Annotated in this window: 16 protein-coding genes; 14 read left to right on the forward strand and 2 right to left on the reverse strand. The window is 49.3% G+C overall.

The features are described from left to right. Nucleotides 1–81: 81 nt before the first annotated feature. Nucleotides 82–1,578, reverse strand: a complete 1,497-nt coding sequence (locus ACUTVW_RS14590; RefSeq protein WP_445646493.1) for a phospholipase D family protein — start codon at nucleotides 1,576–1,578, stop codon at nucleotides 82–84. A gap of 197 nt (nucleotides 1,579–1,775) precedes the next feature. Here ACUTVW_RS14590 and ACUTVW_RS14595 point away from each other — a divergent pair, with 197 nt between their 5' ends. The 12 genes from ACUTVW_RS14595 (at nucleotide 1,776) to ACUTVW_RS14650 (ending at nucleotide 15,356) form a co-directional block, all read left to right on the forward strand. Then, entirely contained in the window at nucleotides 1,776–2,717 is a 942-nt protein-coding gene (locus ACUTVW_RS14595) for a MerR family transcriptional regulator (RefSeq protein ID WP_445646494.1), read from the forward strand. Nucleotides 2,718–2,997: 280 nt separating this feature from the next. Further along, the gene (locus tag ACUTVW_RS14600; protein ID WP_445646495.1) at nucleotides 2,998–4,548 is read left to right on the forward strand and encodes a phytoene desaturase family protein; all 1,551 of its coding nucleotides are present in this window, start codon (nucleotides 2,998–3,000) and stop codon (nucleotides 4,546–4,548) included. Then, nucleotides 4,545–6,008 carry a phytoene desaturase family protein gene (locus ACUTVW_RS14605; RefSeq protein ID WP_445646496.1) on the forward strand — a complete coding sequence of 488 codons (1,464 nt, stop codon included), beginning with the start codon at nucleotides 4,545–4,547 and terminating at the stop codon, nucleotides 6,006–6,008. The genes ACUTVW_RS14600 and ACUTVW_RS14605 overlap by 4 nt, the downstream gene beginning before the upstream one ends. Beyond that, on the forward strand, nucleotides 6,005–6,877 hold the full coding sequence (locus tag ACUTVW_RS14610; RefSeq protein WP_445646497.1) for a phytoene/squalene synthase family protein: 873 nt from the start codon (nucleotides 6,005–6,007) through the stop codon (nucleotides 6,875–6,877). Before ACUTVW_RS14605 ends, ACUTVW_RS14610 begins: the two co-directional genes overlap by 4 nt. Continuing rightward, complete coding sequence (locus ACUTVW_RS14615; RefSeq protein WP_445646498.1) at nucleotides 6,877–7,647, forward strand: carotenoid biosynthesis protein; 771 nt, start codon at nucleotides 6,877–6,879, stop codon at nucleotides 7,645–7,647. Before ACUTVW_RS14610 ends, ACUTVW_RS14615 begins: the two co-directional genes overlap by 1 nt. Continuing rightward, nucleotides 7,616–8,389 carry a lysophospholipid acyltransferase family protein gene (locus ACUTVW_RS14620; RefSeq protein ID WP_445646499.1) on the forward strand — a complete coding sequence of 258 codons (774 nt, stop codon included), beginning with the start codon at nucleotides 7,616–7,618 and terminating at the stop codon, nucleotides 8,387–8,389. Before ACUTVW_RS14615 ends, ACUTVW_RS14620 begins: the two co-directional genes overlap by 32 nt. Nucleotide 8,390: 1 nt before the next feature. Continuing rightward, nucleotides 8,391–9,551, forward strand: coding sequence for a glycosyltransferase (locus ACUTVW_RS14625; RefSeq protein ID WP_445646500.1), 1,161 nt, complete (start codon nucleotides 8,391–8,393; stop codon nucleotides 9,549–9,551). A gap of 107 nt (nucleotides 9,552–9,658) precedes the next feature. After that, nucleotides 9,659–11,185 carry a phytoene desaturase family protein gene (locus ACUTVW_RS14630; RefSeq protein WP_445646608.1) on the forward strand — a complete coding sequence of 509 codons (1,527 nt, stop codon included), beginning with the start codon at nucleotides 9,659–9,661 and terminating at the stop codon, nucleotides 11,183–11,185. A gap of 521 nt (nucleotides 11,186–11,706) precedes the next feature. Continuing rightward, nucleotides 11,707–12,774, forward strand: coding sequence for a type 2 isopentenyl-diphosphate Delta-isomerase (gene fni / locus ACUTVW_RS14635; RefSeq protein WP_445646501.1), 1,068 nt, complete (start codon nucleotides 11,707–11,709; stop codon nucleotides 12,772–12,774). A 109-nt stretch (nucleotides 12,775–12,883) separates the two neighbouring features. Continuing rightward, a complete protein-coding gene (locus tag ACUTVW_RS14640; RefSeq protein ID WP_445646502.1) occupies nucleotides 12,884–13,189 on the forward strand; it encodes a hypothetical protein in 306 nt (101 codons plus the stop codon). Between the two features lie 354 nt (nucleotides 13,190–13,543). Beyond that, nucleotides 13,544–14,917: a helix-turn-helix domain-containing protein gene (locus tag ACUTVW_RS14645; RefSeq protein WP_445646503.1), complete on the forward strand. Its 1,374-nt coding sequence runs from the start codon at nucleotides 13,544–13,546 to the stop codon at nucleotides 14,915–14,917. A gap of 268 nt (nucleotides 14,918–15,185) precedes the next feature. Beyond that, entirely contained in the window at nucleotides 15,186–15,356 is a 171-nt protein-coding gene (locus ACUTVW_RS14650; RefSeq protein ID WP_445646504.1) for a Spo0E family sporulation regulatory protein-aspartic acid phosphatase, read from the forward strand. An 88-nt stretch (nucleotides 15,357–15,444) separates the two neighbouring features. Here ACUTVW_RS14650 and ACUTVW_RS14655 read toward each other — a convergent pair whose 3' ends face one another. Next, nucleotides 15,445–15,906 (reverse strand): hypothetical protein, encoded by a 462-nt coding sequence (locus ACUTVW_RS14655; RefSeq protein ID WP_445646505.1) that lies wholly within the window; start codon nucleotides 15,904–15,906, stop codon nucleotides 15,445–15,447. A 269-nt stretch (nucleotides 15,907–16,175) separates the two neighbouring features. Between ACUTVW_RS14655 and ACUTVW_RS14660 the strand changes: the two genes are divergently transcribed. Continuing rightward, nucleotides 16,176–16,652: a GNAT family N-acetyltransferase gene (locus ACUTVW_RS14660; protein ID WP_434749135.1), complete on the forward strand. Its 477-nt coding sequence runs from the start codon at nucleotides 16,176–16,178 to the stop codon at nucleotides 16,650–16,652. 238 nt (nucleotides 16,653–16,890) lie between these two features. Next, complete coding sequence (gene ychF, locus ACUTVW_RS14665; RefSeq protein ID WP_434749136.1) at nucleotides 16,891–17,991, forward strand: redox-regulated ATPase YchF; 1,101 nt, start codon at nucleotides 16,891–16,893, stop codon at nucleotides 17,989–17,991. The last annotated feature ends 37 nt before the right edge of the window (nucleotides 17,992–18,028 follow it).

The following is an 18,028-nucleotide window of genomic DNA, read 5'->3' on the forward strand; positions in this document are numbered from 1 at the left end:
ATGGGTTGGTGATTGAAAGATTATTCTGTCATTGGATTATTTGTGTAAATAAGCCTTAGTTCAGCGAATTCAAGGCACCGATCAGAAGGTAGTAAAGCCGAGAATGAGCTGCAGTTTATACAAAATGCCTTTCAGGAAGGTTGTTTTCTCCTGGAACTCTTCCAGATTCAAGGTGAATTCGGCATCCTTGTTCGTCCATATACGCTCGAAATAATTCGCCACGTCTATCGTAAACGAATGGTCTGCAGGGGCTGCAACCCACACATTATTTTCCAAATTGTAATCATTTAGATTCCGTGGAGTGAAGTTGGTCGAACCGCCGAGCACGATATGATCGCCTGCAGCCTTCGCAATATAAATCATCTTGGTGTGATATTGCTCCTTGGTCGTGTTATACCAGCGAACCTGGATTTTACCGTTTGATTTGTGGTGCAATTCGGCTGCCACAGGCCGATTAGGGATACCGATCTTCTCCTGGCCAAAGGCGTTTTCGTTAGGGTCAAGCACAAGCCGGATGTCGGTTCCTCGCTCTGAGGCATCGAGTAATGCTTCCAGCACTTTCGGCGAGGCGATGTAGAACATGCCCATCCAGATCGTATCCCCCTGGCCTGTCTGGCGAAGCTCATCAAGCAAGGCATCATTGACTTTGCCTTCGGTCACATATCGCAGTCGTATAGGCCCGTCATTTTTAGTGGATCCCTCGGAAGAGGAAGTCTCGGAAGGTTCAGTGTAGGCAGGCAGCTGACCTCCCCCAGACATATTCACAACAGCTTGCTCCGATTGAATAACATCCCCAATGATTGGGCCGGTAACCTCAAAGCCAATGTTGGAGTGATATGCACTAGGGTCATGAATGTTACCTGACGAGACAATGGCAGTTTTTTCACTGACGACGACCTTGCGATGATTGGCCTTTACGTTAAGCAATTTCAGATAGGAGCGCACGGTAACATCCGGGCCATCTGTTGCCATCAGGTTAGGGATCCAGCCTTTACCGGACTGACCAAACCACTGGAAGAATGTACGCCAGACTGCAGAATACACAGGTGTAGAGTCACGCAGCGGATCAACATTGGTGACGACGACATGAATATCGGCCTGCTTCAACTGCTCCAGCAGTGGATTGGGAGCCGAATTATAGTTGGTGTTCACTTCATCGGTAATGAACCAGATGTCCATTTCGGGCTGTTTCATTTTTTTAGCAATGAGCGTATCGGTAAACTCCTGACTGACAGGTGGAAAGTTCTGTCCTTTGTGCTGATAGTTGTTGAACAGAAACATATCCACCACCACAAACTGCTCGGCATCTTCAACCACCTGAAGCATGCGCTGGAAAATTTGCTGTTCATGTTGCATCTGTCCATCGGCAGAAGGGTACGTAAGATCATGCAGGAACTCCACGTTCTGCACCCGGTATTCCGGGCTTGCATAAGAGATTCCTGATGGTAGCGGTTTATAGGTCTGATAGAGCATCACGGCAATGAGCCACAGGATAAGTAGTGCAATTGCTGTGCGTATGTATGGGAATTTGCCGCGAGCAGATTTGCGGTCAGAGGTATGGCGGCGCAATGAGAACAACGTTGAACTCCCCCTTTCTGTACTTGCTGACGTTTATTACCACAGGTGTAGCGATGTTGACGCAGGAGACCTGAACGGATGCTTGTTACAGGCAGGTACCATAATTTAGAGTGTGTTCATCGACAGTTGTAAAACCGTTGTGTATAATGAACGTATTATTTTTGTAGAACGTTTATGGAGAGAAAGTAGGTAATCATGTGTATTCCATCAAACAAGTCGCTGCCATGCTGGGCATTCAGGCGGTCACGCTCCGGGCTTGGGAGAATCGATATGATGCAGTCACCCCTGAGCGTACAGAATCGGGTTATCGCATGTACACAGAAGAGAATGTGGCAGACTTGCGCTGGCTGAAGGAGCAGATCGATCAGCATCAGACCAATATTTCCGAGGCTGTACGCATGTTAAAGGTTCGGAAGAAGAATAGTCCTGACCCTGCTTCGCCTATACCGATGGTTCCTCCGGTACCTGTGATGGAAGAGGCTTTTGCGCAGATGGCCGATCAGATCTATGAATCGCTCTATCATTTTCAAGGTGAGCGTGCCAACGGTTTGATTGATTTTGGTTTCACGATGTACGGATATGACAGCATGTTCTATCATGTGCTCGTACCGATCCTGGTGCGGGTTGGAGACGCATGGGAGGCCGGACGTGCAACGGTCGCACAGGAGCACTTCATGACACAACTAATCTCACAACGATTTTATCAGTTTTTCCATCTGTTCCCGATCTATCCGCATTTGCCTAAAGTGCTGGCTCTTTGTCCGGAAGGGGAGCATCATCAGGTTGGTTTATTGTTATTCTCTTTATTTATGCGCAAAAATGGAGCGGAAGTCCTGTATCTCGGAGCCAATACACCGGAAGAAGGGATATTTCCAATCCTGCGTGAACAGAAGATCAAGCTGGTCTGTCTATCGATTACGAGCCCTGGGCTTGTAGAAGCCTGCGATGAGTTGATTGGCCGGATTCAGGACGAGTTTCCCCATGTTCGTTTTGTGCTGGGCGGCAAAGGTTTTGAACGTGCGAAGCAAGCCCGACACCCGGAATGGATTATGCCTGAAGATTCGGCAGACTGGCAGTCCTGGATTGAACGGGAGTATTTTACGAATGTGCCTCCAAGTGCCGAACAAGCGAGAGGGTAATAATTGAACATAAGGCGAATGTTAATGTAATAGATTCATATAGGACATCCTTTGATCCAATGATCAAGGGATGTTTTTTGTTGTTGATGGTTCAGGTCTTAACGTATAAATAAACATTAATTTGACCCGCGGGTCATTTTATGTTTTACTTGTCGTATAATATTTGTACATCATTTGTATAATGTTTTTGGGTTTACCCGCTTGAAGTGTTTCGTTACGGTTTAATAATAGGTTAGGGGCTTGAGAACTAGAGATGTTCCTACATAGGAAGGTGAGTGGCATGATACCGAATCAACAACGCAAACGTGCAGCTGTCATTGGCGCAGGTCCGGGTGGACTTGCAGCAGCCATGTTACTGTCCGGTCAGGGATATGAGGTTGATGTGTACGAGAAACAACCAGCTATTGGCGGACGTTCTTCCCGTCTGGAGCTTGGTGAATACAAGTTTGACCGCGGGGCTACCTTTTTGATGATGCCTCAGTTGATTGAAGAGATGTTTGATATGGTTGGACGCAAGATGTCTGATTATGTAGATATGAAAGAACTGACCCCGCTGTACGCTTTGAACTTTGGAGATAAGGTATTCACGCCTTCACGCAATCGGGAAGATACAGCAGCGCAGATCAAAGAGCTGTTCCCCGGCAATGAAGAGAATTACCTGCGGTACATGCGAGACGAGGAAGTGAAGTTTGGCAAAGTGATGCCCCTGCTCCGTCGTCCGTTTGGCAAGCTCACCGATTATTTACGCAAAGATGCGATTACCGCACTGCCCAAGCTTGATATAAATAACACCGTTTACGGCATTCTTTCCCGTTATTTTACCGATGAACGTCTGCGCTGGGCATTTACATTCCAGTCCAAATATCTGGGCATGTCCGCATGGGATTGTCCGGGAACCTTTACGATTCTGTCGTTTATCGAACACCAATATGGGCTTTTCCATCCAATTGGCGGTGTGAATCGTGTATTCCAGGCGATGGCCGATGTCGTTGAGGAAAATGGTGGGCGCATTCACACCAGTACACCGGTGAAACAGGTTCTTGTTCACAATGGTCACGCCGAGGGTGTATTGCTTGAAAACGGCGAACGGATCGAAGCCGACCATGTGGTACTCAATGCCGATTTTGCCCATGCAGTGAACCATCTGTTCGAACCTGGCGTACTTAAAAAATATACACCGGAAAAAATGAAACAAAAAAAATATTCCTGTTCTACAGCGATGTTGTATCTCGGTGTAGATGGCGAGATCGACCTGCCGCATCACTCGATCTATTTTCCGGAAGATTACCGGGTGAATGTAGACGAAATTACCAAGCACAAAATTTTATCGGCAGACCCGTCTCTATATGTTCATAACCCATCCAGACTTGATCCGACACTCGCTCCAGCAGGAAAATCTGCACTTTATGTGCTGATGCCAACACCAAACCTTACAGGAGACATCGATTGGGAGGCGGAACGAGCGAACGTACAGGAAGACATGTTGAAGCGGCTCGAAGCGATTCCTGAGCTGGCAGACATTCGTGGCCGGATTGAAGAATGCATGCTGTTCACCCCGCTGGATTGGCAGAATGAGCTGGATGTATACCAGGGCGCAACGTTTAATATGGCACATAATCTGGGCCAGATGATGTATCTCAGACCACATAATCAGTTTGAGGAATTGGAACGCGTTTGGCTGGTGGGTGGAGGTACGCACCCGGGCAGTGGCTTGCCAACCATTTTCGAATCGGCCCGAATCAGTGTCAGATTGATTCAGGAAGAGGATGCGCGAAGACGTACCAAGCCATCCTCCTACGTGAAGACAGTGGAAGCCGGAGGACACTCATGAAGCGGGCTGCTGTTGTAGGTGCAGGAATCGGAGGACTTACCTCAGCTTTGCTGCTAAACCGTCAGGGATGGGACGTTACCGTGTACGAGCGAGGTTCCCGCGTGGGTGGTCGGATTGCTTTTGAACACGAAGGTGATTACCGGATTGATCAAGGTCCGACCATTGTATTACTGCCGGAGATGCTGCTCGGCATTCTGGAAGAGGCCGGTGTGGATCGCTCCAAGGTCGAGCTGCTGCGCTGTGACCCGTTATACCGGGTGCATTATCACAGCGGACGCGTTATGACCAAGATGACAGACCGGAAGGAGCAGACCGCGGAGATTGAACGCTTGTTCCCGGGAGAAGGCCGGGGGTTCAATAGGTTTATGAAGGATATGGACACGTTGTTCCCCGCAGGCCGGGCAGCGTTTCTGGAACAGATGTTTCCGCGCAAACGTGATTTCTTCACCCCTTCGCTTATGTCGCTTATGGGCAAGCTGCGTGCACACAAGAGTGTGCGGAAGGCTGTGGGGGATTACTTTGAACATGAAGAATTACTGGACGCTTATTCGCTGCAAAGCTTGTATATCGGTGGATCGCCCTTTGGCACGCCGGGGATTTATTCGTTGCTGCCTTATGCCGAGCATGAATATGGTATCTGGATGGTGAAGGGTGGTTATGCGGCTCTGCCCGCTATCCTAGAGCAAGAACTGCTCAACCGAGGCGGGAAGATTAAGTTGCATACCGAAGTGACTGGACTGAAGATTAGCAACGGAGTATGCGAAGGGATTGAAACAGCTGACGGTGCTGAACATGTGGATGCTGTGATCTATAACGGAGACTTTCCGAACTTGAGCGGGTTGCTGAAACAAGTGCCGGAAGCACCCGTTAAACGAAAGCCCTATCGCCCTTCATCAGGATGTGTGCTGATCTACGCCGGAGTAGATAAAAGGTGGGAGGATGCCACAACGCATCAGTTTTTCCTTCCACCAAGCCTGGAGGGTAGCTTACGCCAAGTGTTCAACGAGCGCCGTATTCCAGATAAACCTTCCTTTTACGTATTCAATCCGGCTGCGGTGGACGAAACGGCTGCACCCCCTGGACAGGGCGTATTGTATTTCCTCATTCCGGTACCGGATGCTGAAGGCGTGAACTGGGAACGCGAGAGTGAGGCGCTGGCAGAACGTGTGCTGGAAGAGGCAGAGCGGCGGGGATTCCCGGGTTTACGTGCAGCGTTGCAATGGAAAAAGGTGCGTACACCTTCTGACGCCGCGCGTGATGGCTTATACGGTGGAGGAAGCTTTGGCATTGCACCTGTCCTGTTTCAGTCGGGTGTGTATCGACCGCAGCCGAAGCCGTTTCCGAAGATACAAGGCTTATACGCCGCTGGAGCGTCGGTGCATCCGGGGGGCGGAGTGCCCATCGTCATGCAAGGTGCAAGGATGGCTGTCAATCAACTCATGAAGGAGATGGGGAAATGAATGAAGCAATATTGAGCAGATGCGAAGAGTTGATGCAAAAGGGATCCTCGTCTTTTTATCAAGCGTTCAAAGGGCTGCCAAGTCCGCGCCGCGAGGCGGTATATGTCATCTATGCGTTTTGCCGCATGATTGATGACAGTGTGGATGAGCCGGAGCAATCAACATATACAATCCATGAGATTCATGATTTGTTTGAACGCCTTGAAGAAGCGGAGGGACATTTTATCTGGCCGGCACTGAGATGGCTGTTCAGCAGCTTCCCTCATCTGGATAAAGGCCCGTTTTTTCGTCAGATGGAAGGCCAATTAACGGATCTGGAAGTGACCCACTATACAACGCTGGAACAACTGGAGCATTACTGTTATCTCGTTGCTGGAACCGTAGGTGAGATGCTGCTGCCTGTGCTCCGCAATGATAACGGTGCGGAAGTGGCGGTGAACGGTATCGCACTGGGTAAAGGCATGCAGATTGTGAACATTATTCGGGATGTGGGCGAAGACCGGGCAAGAATGCGGCGTTATGTGCCGCTGGAGATCATGGAGAAACACGGATACGCCGAACAAGACTGGGAAGACGGCATTGTGGATGAGCGATTTATTGCGATTATTCAGGATCTGAAAGCAGCAGCGCTGGATTGGTTCCGGATCGGCATGGATCGTTTGGACACCTATCCGGCAGAGAGTGCGTTTTCCATCGAGCTGGCTGCTGCATTTTATTCAACTATTCTGCACGCTGTGGAGCGTAACGACTACGATGTATATACGAAGCGAGCCTATGTCAGTGATGAATTGAAACTGGATATGTTAGGTGCGATTGTGAAACGTTATCCGATGCTGGGGTATCAAGCTTCCCGAATGGCGGTATCCTGATGATCCAGTGGGTATACTGGGTATGGTACGCCATTGGTGCCATCCTGATGCTTACCATTGGTGTGCCTGAGGCGTTATCCTTTTCCAATGGACTATTTCTTGTGTTCTATGCACTCTACGTGCTTGACCTTATATATCAGCAGCAGCATCACCGATCTGACCTGTCCGACCAGTCAGTCAAATGGCTGCGTCCAAGCCTCTGGATATCTTCCTTTATCATCTGGCTGGGCGGGATGGGTGTGGAGTGGATCGGTGTACATACACACTGGCCTTTTGGCGAGTACGACTATTCCGACTTCTTCGGCATCCATCTGTTCAGTGTTCCGGTGACACTTGGGTTCGCATGGATTGCGGTTGTGGGTAATTCGGCGCTGATCAGTGGCGGCGGATCGACGTGGGGAGGTAAGCTGGTGCGGGCGCTCAAAACCGGATTTTGGGCAATTGTGCTGGATTTCGTGCTTGACCCGGTCGCTCATGCAAGGGGATTTTGGGAATGGCAGGCTCCGGGCGGGTTCTATGGTGTCCCATGGACAAACTACATCAGTTGGTTCATCATGGGTGCATTTCTGTCTCTCTTTTTACCTGCCATGCCGAAGGATCGACGTTCCTTACTCCGGGCAAAGTGGCTGTACCAGCTGTTTATCCTTCTGTTCGGCCTGCTCGCGTTGAAAGAAGGTATAACAGGCAGCTTCATCATTGCCATCGCAGGTGTGTTGCTTGCCGAGGGGAGCTGGTTGTATGATCCGCGCCGTAAAGTCCAGCGCGTTTGACCGAGTCTTCTCGCTGTACAATCATTATTACCTGCTACGCAGACGTTTTCGCTCATTCACGCTCTCGGGTTCGCTCGACCCGCAGATCATGGATGGTAACGGCGGGGGCGGGACGCTACCTATGGCACCGAATCAGTCGGTTGTTTATTTCATGAATCACAGCTCGTGGTGGGATGGTCTGTTGCTGTACCATGCGGCGAAGCAAACTTCACGCGGGGATCATTATGTGATGATGGAGGAGCAGCAGCTTCGGCGGTATGCTTTTTTTCGCAAACTCGGAGCGTATTCGATCAACAAGGATAGTGCATCTGGTGTGCGAGCGTCTCTGCAATATACGAGTGAGTTGCTGGCTGCTGGCAAAAGGGTCTGGATTTTCCCGCAGGGTGAAATTCTGCATCAGGAGGCTCGGCCGATTCAGTTTCGTCCGGGTATCGGACTGGTGCTTCGCCGTTTCCCGCAGGCCATTGCCGTGCCGGTCACATTATGTCATGGCATGGTTCAGCACGACCTGCCGGAAATCTCCATGCAGGCTGGCCCGCCGATTGAGGAAGATTGGAAAGCATGGAAGAGCGAAGAAATCGCAGAACGGCTAGGGCGTGTGCTCGAACAGCAGCTGGATCATCACAGGGCGGAGCTAATTCGGCTTGGACAAGGAAGTTTGACGGATGCACGACCTCTGATTCGGGGTGCGCGCTCCACTAGCGAAAAATACGATGAAGCACGAAAGCGGGTGAACCGATAACATGAACGGGAGTATGAATACAACGGATATCCTGTGGATGTGTCTGGTCGGATGGCTGCTTGTGCAATGGTTATTCGCCATATGGAACGCTTCTTGCCTGCCTAGAGTTCGTTCATTCCGCGCAGCAAGCATACAGCCGCCCGATCAGCTTGTGTCGGTATTGATTCCCGCCCGTAATGAACGAATACATATTGAAGCATGTTTGGAAAGTGTGCTTGCCAGCGATACGAAGGGGTTTCGTATGGAAGTGCTGGTGCTGGACGACCGCTCGGAAGACGAAACTGCCGTTTTGGTTCAGGCCATCGCTGATCGAGATTCACGCGTACGTTTGATTCGTGGTACAGAACTGCCTGCGGGCTGGATGGGTAAATCCCACGCCTGTCACCGATTGGTTCAGGAAGCGCAGGGGGACTGGTTTATGTTCGTGGATGCTGATGTTCGGGTCAAGCCCGATGCCATCCGGCAAACCCTTGCTGCCGGATGCGCGCAGGGCGGCGGTCTGGTTACCGGATTTCCGTATCAGGTCGCGAAGACGTGGATGGAAAAGCTTGTCGTGCCGATAATGATGTTTACGATCATCAGTCATTTGCCTATTTTTATGATACGCAGGTCAACCAGTCCGATGTTTGTCGCCGCTACGGGGGCTTTTTTGCTTATTCATCGAACCAGTTATGAAGCTTCTGGCGGTCATGCAGCGATTCAAGGGCATCTGGTGGACGACATGAGTCTTGCCAAAGCGGTGAAACGTGCCGGTCATCCCGTGATGCTGGCGGATGTACATGATGTCACGAGTACGCGAATGTATCAGAACGGTGCAGAGGTATGGAACGGATATAAGAAAAATATGTATGAAGGCATGGGGCGCAAGGACGTGCTGTTGCTTGGGACGATGCTGATGTACTTTGTGATGTATATTGTGCCGCCGCTGGGGCTCGTTGTAGGCCTAGCTACGGGAAATGACACCTCGATTCAGTATGGGTTCATAGGCACATTGCTCGGCATGGCGGTAAAAAGAGTATCCGATCATGTAGGAGGTCAGCCGTGGTGGCTGGCTCTTTTTCAACCGTTCAGCATGGCGTGTGTCATTGCGATCGGTCTGGCTTCATGGCAGGCGGGGCGGTCCGGTAAAGGGTATGTATGGAAAGGCAGGCGGTATAGCTGATGCGGAGTGTACAGGAGAATGGACATGGTGACGGTTCAGAAGCTACAGAGAAAAGCAAAGGTGCAGGAGAAGGTAGTAAGGGGGCAGGAATGTTTCTGGGAAAAGGGATGAAAAGGGATAAGGGGCACCAAGCGGAGGCTTCAAGCGAGAACTCGAAGCAGGATGTCATTATAATCGGGGCAGGTTTCGGTGGTCTGTCCTGTGCGATCCGCCTTGCTACGGCAGGTTTGCGGGTGACTATTCTGGAGCGGCAGTCGCATGTGGGCGGCAAGCTGCAGCAGATCGAGCAGGACGGGTATCATTTTGATCGTGGACCAAGCACGATTACGATGCCGGATGCGTTCCGCTCGGTATTTGATCAGGCAGGTGTGGCGATGGAAGACTATGTACAGCTGTACGAACTGGAGCCTCGGACGCGTAATATTTTTGCAGATGGTACTGTGGTCGATCTTTCGAGGAATCGCGGCTGGATGAAGGAGCAGATTGCTGCGTACAGTCCGCAGGATGCGTCCCGTTATGATGCCTTTATGGATGAATCTGCTGCATTATATGCGGAGGCGAATCGTCATTTTCTCGGCAAACTGCTGCTGAATCCGTCCGACAAATACAATCTCAAAATGCTGCGCAGTTTGCTTCGGGTACGGCCTACGGTCAATCTGGATGAGCTGCTACGCAGGTATTTCAGTCATCCACATACACTCGCCATGTTCGGACGATACGCCACATATGTGGGATCATCGCCGTATCTGTCGCCTTCCATTTTTGCCATGATGGGACATGTGGAAGCGGAGGTGGGCATCTACGGGGTCAAAGGCGGAACGTATCAGCTGATTGAAGGCATGACCCGGCTTGCGCGCGAAAAAGGAGTGCAGATTCTGACGGGGGTAGAGGTGCATCAGATCGCGGTTCGGCATGGCAAGGTGATGGGTGTGGATGCGGATCGGGGCTTTATGGAGGCTGAGCAGGTCGTGGCTAACGGAGATGTACTGAGTGTAAACCGGCTGCTGCTGGCGCCAGAGCATCGAAAACGAATGAGTGATGCGCGGATTGAAAAATATGAACCGTCCATCTCAGGTTTCGTCACCCTGGCCGGGGTGCGCAGACAATACGATCAGTTGCTGCACCATACGGTCTTTTTCCCTGAGCAGTACAAGCCGGAGTTTGATGATATATTCCGTGACCGCAGGATGCCTTCCGATCCAACGATATACATCTGTTACTCCGGTTACTCCGAAGCAGGCATGGCTCCAGCAGGAGCCAGCAATTTGTTCATTTTGGTGAACGCGCCCTATTTGTCCGAAGCGTGGAGCTGGGAAGAGCAGAAATATCGTTATGGTGAGTTTGTGTTGGAACAATTGGAGAAGCGTGGTATTGCCGGATTGAAACAATCGGATGTTTTAATTTGTTATACACCAGAACACATTGAACGGGATACACTTGCTCATCAAGGATCTATCTATGGAATCTCCTCCAATTCAGTGAAGCAAACCTTCATGCGCCCAGGTAACCAAAGCAAAGATGTACAGGGACTCTGGTACGTCGGCGGCACAACCCACCCTGGCGGCGGAACCCCGATTGTTACGCTGTCCGGTCAGCTTGTGGGTGAGCAACTTGCAGCGGAGATGGGGAGGTAGGGCAGGTACGGGAAGGACCAGGTGTGCTGAAACTTGATGAAGTTAATGAGGTGGACCTAGGCGCTCCAAGACTCTAATGAGATAAATAAGTACCCTGATATATGACTGAGTCAGAACAAGTGCTATGAAGTCCAATAACGCAGATTAGTTGCTTCGAGACTGCAATGAGGCAGATAGTCACTCTGAACCTCTAATAAGGTCATGTTTGAGAACATGGGGTTTTGGAGTGTCCTTTCAATAGGTTGAGAGGAACGGTATACTGGATAGAGTTGTTCATTAATGGACATCACACTATATGGTTTGGCCAAGAACCGAATGAATAAGCCGAGTAGTTAACGACACGGATGACTTAACGAATAGGTGTGAGTGGATGGAACGGTGAGTGATTTCTCCCCGTCCATTGCACCGCATTTACATAGAAACAAGAGGTACAGAGCAACTCAGCATAGGGTAGGGAGCAGGAAGCAAAACCAAGCAGACGAGCCTACCCTGCACATCATTCTCACATAGGAGGTCTCATCATGAACGAACAAGAGCGAGCCGGCAAACGGCTGCTACCCGACGTGGCAACGGGAGAACGGAAGCTGGAGCACGTGCGCCTCTGTCTGGAGGAGAATGTGGCAGGAGAAGGCATCACGAGCGGACTGGAGAAGTATGCGTTTCGTCATCATCCGCTACCGGAGCTGGACTTTGAAGAGGTGCGTCTGGCCACTTCGTTCCTTGGCAAAAAAATGCGTACACCCTTGCTCATCAGTTCGATGACGGGTGGAAGCAAGACCACAGGCGCTATCAATGAGCGCCTTGCAAGGGTAGCGAACGCCAGAGGCTGGGCGCTCGGGGTAGGCTCGATCCGGGCTGCGGTGGAGCAGCCGGAACTCGCAAGCACGTTTGATGTCCGCCGCTGGGCACCGGACATTCCGGTCATCGCGAACCTGGGCGCGGTTCAGCTGAACTATGGCTTCAGCACGGCTGATTTCCAACGTGCCGTGGATATCGCCGGCGCGGATCTGCTCGTGCTGCACCTGAACACGCTGCAGGAAGTATTTCAGCCCGAAGGCAATACGAACTTCAGCGGTCTGTACCAACGAATCGAGAAATTGTGTCGTGAGCTGGACGTGCCTGTTGGTGTGAAGGAAGTTGGTTTTGGCATCGATGGCGTGACGGCACAGCGACTGTACGAAGCAGGCGTAGCCTTCATCGACGTGGCTGGCGCGGGCGGGACAAGCTGGGTGCAGGTGGAGAAGTACCGTAACAATAACCCGGTACGCCGGGCGGCTGCGGAGGCTTTTGCCGATTGGGGCATTCCGACAGCCGAATGCATCCAAGACGTGCGCGCGCTGAACCCCGATGGGGCGTTGATCGGTAGCGGCGGACTATACACTGGCGTGGACGCCGCCAAAGCGCTCGCACTCGGTGCCGACCTCGCAGGCTTCGGCCGCTCGCTGCTCGAATCTGCCGTTACCTCCGACGAAGCGCTGTCCGAGCGGCTGGAGCAGGTCGAATTCGAGCTACGCACCGTCATGTTTGGCATTAGCGCAGGTAGCGTTGCAGATGTGAAGAGGACTGAACGTCTGGTTGAGCGGCGGTAATGTTGTTGGGGTTGGGTGACGGACTGGTGGTAGTGCCGCTGAGGCGTAATTAATGCTAAAAAAGCAATCGAGGCGTGGCTGACCACTTTGTAGTGGAGCAGGGCACCGCGTGCTGGGAGCTGTACGCTATCCAGTGGGTGATGATTTTAGGGCGTCACCCAGTCGGCTGAATGCTGGGACGGTGGTGACAGTGCTACAGGAGATGCCGAGGCGCAATGGAAGAGAAAAGGGCGTTGGGGGACGTGGACGTAGTCGTAGTCGTGGTCGTCGAGGAGTCAGAGTGCAGAATCGAAGTTTGGGTAGTGGAGTAGTGGAGTGGCATTATCGGTTCAAAAGCTCTAACGATCTCACAGAACCTTATTTTGCACTTTTCACGCTGTTTACAAATCTAACGATCACCAGAAGCGCTATTTAGGCGAAAACCTCCAAAATCCGGCGAAAATCGCAGTCTTTCAAGTAAATAAGCTCCCTGGTGATCGTTAGAATTTCAAGGTGACCAAAAAGGGGCAAATAGCGTCGCTGGTGATCGTTAGAAGCTGGTGATCGCTCGAATTCGTGAGTGTAAGCCCGTTTATACTGTCGCCTTGGATATTTGGTTGAAATCGTACTGATTGTAATTGTAATTTTCCCAAAAAGATCCGCTCATTAAAATGGAGCGGTTTTTTTGCATATAAAAGTAAAATATTTACAAGTTAAATATTGATGCTAATCACTAAAATATTGTATGATTTCATTAATTAAGCTTCATTTTTGGGAAGGCGGTGTCCCTGTGAACGAAAAAGCTACAATTCGTGACCATTTAGAACGTTATTTGAAAAGGAATCGGATGACCATTAATCGTTTCTCAGAGATTTCTGGTGTGAATTCCGGGACACTAAGCGGCACCTTGAAAGGACTTCGTCCAATAGGCTTGAATCAGTTGGATCGTATTACTGCTGGAATTGGTTTACCTGAAGGCGAGTTATATGAATTATACATAAACGAATATCTAGTAGACTCAAGCTTGGACTGGAGAAGACTCAGACCTTTTCTGTATCGTTGTGCGGAGTTAGGCCATATAACACATATGGAGACAGCGGTTAATTATGTGATTGATAACCTTTCGTACGTACCTCTGTTGTTTGAATTGGCTGAACAGTTATATGGCGAAGGAAAGCTGGAGGAATGTAAACCATTGTACAGCTGTGTAGCAGAAAGTGAGAAACTGCAGCATTCGGAACGCCTGGCTTTAAGCCAGTACCGTCTGTTTTCGATAGGACTTTCGAATGACCAGGTGAATAATCTTACTTTAGCCACACGCTTCGAACTGTTTGTAGAACGTCTGGATGAGCCGTATCAATTTGATGCACTGAATGACCTGATTAATGTGTATGCATCCTTACGCCGCTGGGACAAAGTGAAAGAATTTGCTGACCAGTTGCAGATCAAAGCTTTTATCCAATATGACGCCAAGAAAACATTAAGAGAAGTTGAGTCTAAAACGAAAAAGAAGATGGTATTTTATGCTTTGTATTCTTACCTTGCTCTTGCCGAGGTCAGTTATCAATATGGAAAATATGAAGAAACGCTTCAGTATGTTTCAAAATATGCTGACTACAGCTGGATCAAAGATCCGACCGAAGAAGAAAAGATTGTAATCCTTCAGTTTCAGGATTGGTCAGAAGGAAATAATTACTATTTCAGATTATTGTCAGGTGAGACAGAGTTGATTCAAGATTATTTAACGTATATTTCGGATCGAAAAAAAGAAGTGTTCCCTGCACTATGCGCGATAGTGACCACAGCGAATCGATATAATGTCAATATTGATGATGTTCTTGAACAATACCAATCTTATCTTGATTACGAGGAGCAGACTAGTCGCTTTGGGAAAATGAGCAAGCAATACACGAATGATCAATATGGTATTTTGTTGGCAGGGCTGGGTACGTATTATTTGAGAAATAACAACTATGACAAAGGCCTGACCTATATTCGCCAAGGTATGGAATTTGCAATTGAAAATGTGAATAAAGACGGGCTTCTGGATTGTTTAGGCCTGTTTGATGATTTGCAGTATGGAGTAACTGGACGAGGTACCAAGCCGAGTGCAGAGATGCTCATCGAGAAGATTCAGAGGTTGTACAGTCCGGAACGACGATAAAAGAGTACGAAAAGTGAAGCATAGACATCGAAGAAAAGTGTATGCACATGTAAGTACAGGTAGACGCTATCCTCTTTAGGTCAAAAAGAGGTTTTACTAGTTGTTACCCTGATGATCATCCGATTTGGAATTCCTTGAAAAGACAATCGATATCGATCGTCCAAAGGTTTTTCGGATAAGGGTTTTTTTTATTGTCCAATGTTGGAGTTTATTTGAATTTCTGTTAATTAGCAGGATGTTCTAAAATGATACAGCAGGGAGGGGTGTTATGGATCGTGATGAACTCAAACTGCGAATCGAGGAAGCGAGGCAGCAGCTCCATCAATTAAAAACGGAGTACGGCGAGCTTCTTCACCCCAGGGTCATCCACCAATCCATGGTGCTGGATGAACTCATTAATAGGTACAATCAGGTTAAAAGGATAAAGCCGATGGAGTAATCCATCGACCTCTGGGCGAGGAACTTTGGCCGGTCGCTCGCCCTTCTATTTTAGCATAAGCTGATGTGTCGAAAGAGAAACGTTCAACTTACATACAGTTTTCCTTCACGGTGACATTTTCGTTGGTTATGGTGATGAGGGAAGTGCCCGACAGTGATTCGGTATAACCGCATGCTGTTTCTTTATAGGTTTTGCCACGACTGTCCTTAAATGTAACGTAGACAGAACCTTCGCCTCTGATTTTTAACTGTGGAGCAAACTTTACTTTTTGCCCCTTCGTGATAGCCTTATTCAACGTATAGAGCAAACCTGACTGTTCTGGTTTCTCTGCCGAAGCTGAGTCTGTAGGTGAACTTTCACCTGTAACTGCCCCAGCCTGAATCTGGGTGATGTCATAGTCTGATTGATTGTCGATGGTAATTCTGAGCTTGCGGAACGGATCGATTGCATTCAGAAAGCTCATGATAGCGATAGTGCCCAGCACAAGGAACAGGCCAAGAGCAATCGTGAGTTTTATTTTGGAGAAGGGGCGACGAGGTTTGGTGTGCATGAATAAACCGTCCTTTCTAGTCGAGTGGAATTCGGTACTCTTTCCTATAGAGAAATAAACGTAGAAACGGCTTCAAAAGTTGGCTTTTGAAATTGTAGAGCCGTAAGTTAATGGGAACTTATAAGAGGGATATGATAAAGTAGATATAATATGAGGAGTTGAAGTACCTAGAGAGTTGGCCACTAAGGTAACTAGATAACGAATCAGGTGCGCCAATATACATAATTATCTCACCTAAGTTATCACATCCAGATGAGGAGGATACAAATATGGAATTGTCTCCAATGAATACGGAACAATTTGCGAGTTTTCGCAGCCGTTCAATTGCAGATTTTGCACAGGAAAAGGTAGAAGCAGGAACGTGGGCGCCGGAGGAGGCGCTAGGGCGTGCAGAGGAATCGTATGAACGTTATCTGCCAGAAGGGTTAGACACCCCGGGAGCATATGTGTTCAATCTGGTGCACCCGGTGGACGGCATTGTTGGATACCTTTGGTTTAATATTACGGAGAATCGCCGGGGGAAAGAAGCCTTTCTGCTGGATATCGTGGTGGAAGAAACCTATCGCGGCAAAGGGTATGGTACAGAAACGATGGAGGCACTTGAAAAGACCGCGCGGAGTCTCGGGGTGGATCGCATTGGGCTGCATGTGTTTGGACATAATGAGCGGGCAAGCAGCCTGTATCGCAAGATGGGCTATGAAGTGACGGACTTGACGATGTACAAGGAGATCAATAACAAGGGCTAAGGCTAGGCTTTAATCCTGTAAATCCTATATCTAAAACGGATCATTCATTCAGGTCCAGTAAACGACTTCAAACAAGTGGCCCGAAGAGGATACACAGATAGACACATGAACCAAGGATTTGAAGATGGGGATGGTTGCGGGTGAATCGGCGAAGTTCCTTGATGCCTTGGGGTTTGTCATATATAATGTATAGGATTATCCATACCGAACAAGTAATGAATGAGGAGTTGTCATATACATGGCTTTGAAAGCAGGAATAGTGGGGCTTCCGAACGTCGGAAAATCTACGTTGTTTAACGCAATTACACAAGCAGGTGCCGAGTCGGCAAACTATCCATTTTGTACGATTGACCCGAACGTGGGGATCGTAGAAGTACCAGACGAGCGTTTGGACAAATTGACAGAACTCGTTGTACCGAAAAAAACAGTGCCTACCGCATTTGAGTTTGTTGATATCGCAGGTCTGGTACGCGGAGCAAGCAAAGGCGAAGGCCTGGGCAACAAGTTCCTTGCTCATATCCGTGAAGTGGATGCGATTGTGCATGTTGTTCGTTGTTTTGTGGACGAGAACATCACTCACGTCGATGGCAAGATTGATCCGGTAAGTGACATTCAGACGATTAACCTGGAGTTGATCCTGGCAGATATCGAGAGTGTTGAGAAAAAAATCGACCGTTCCAAGAAAAACCTGAAGGGCGGTAACAAACAGGCTGCTATGGAAGTGGAAGTGCTGGAGAAAGTGAAGGCTGTTCTGTATGAAGACAAGCCCGCACGTAGCATGGAGCTGACAGACGAAGAGCGTCTGATTGTACGTGACCTGCACTTGCTTACGCTGAAACCCGTTCTGTATGCTGCAAACGTGGCTGAGGACGAAATCGGTGATGTGGCAAACAATGCATATGTGCAAAAAGTAAGAGAGTTCGCAGCTGCTGAAAATGCAGAAGTGGTGCCGATCAGTGCAAAAGTGGAGGAAGAAATCTCCGAACTGGAAGGCGAAGATAAACAAATGTTCCTGGAAGAACTCGGCATTGAGGATTCCGGTCTGAACCTGTTGATCAAAGCTGCTTATAAATTGCTTGGATTGTATACCTACTTCACAGCAGGTGTGCAAGAAGTTCGTGCGTGGACGATCCGAAAAGGAACCAAAGCACCAGGTGCAGCAGGTGTTATTCACACCGACTTCGAGCGTGGATTCATTCGTGCAGAGGTGGTTTCCTATGACGATCTGGTTGCGGCAGGTTCGATGAACGGCGCCAAAGAGCGTGGTCAACTGCGTCTGGAAGGTAAAGAGTACGTGGTGAATGACGGCGACGTCATGCACTTCCGTTTCAACGTTTAAGTTTAGTTTGCATGAACTGAACGTGCTGCATGGTCTA

It is taken from the genome of Paenibacillus sp. TSA_86.1 (genome assembly GCF_052691815.1).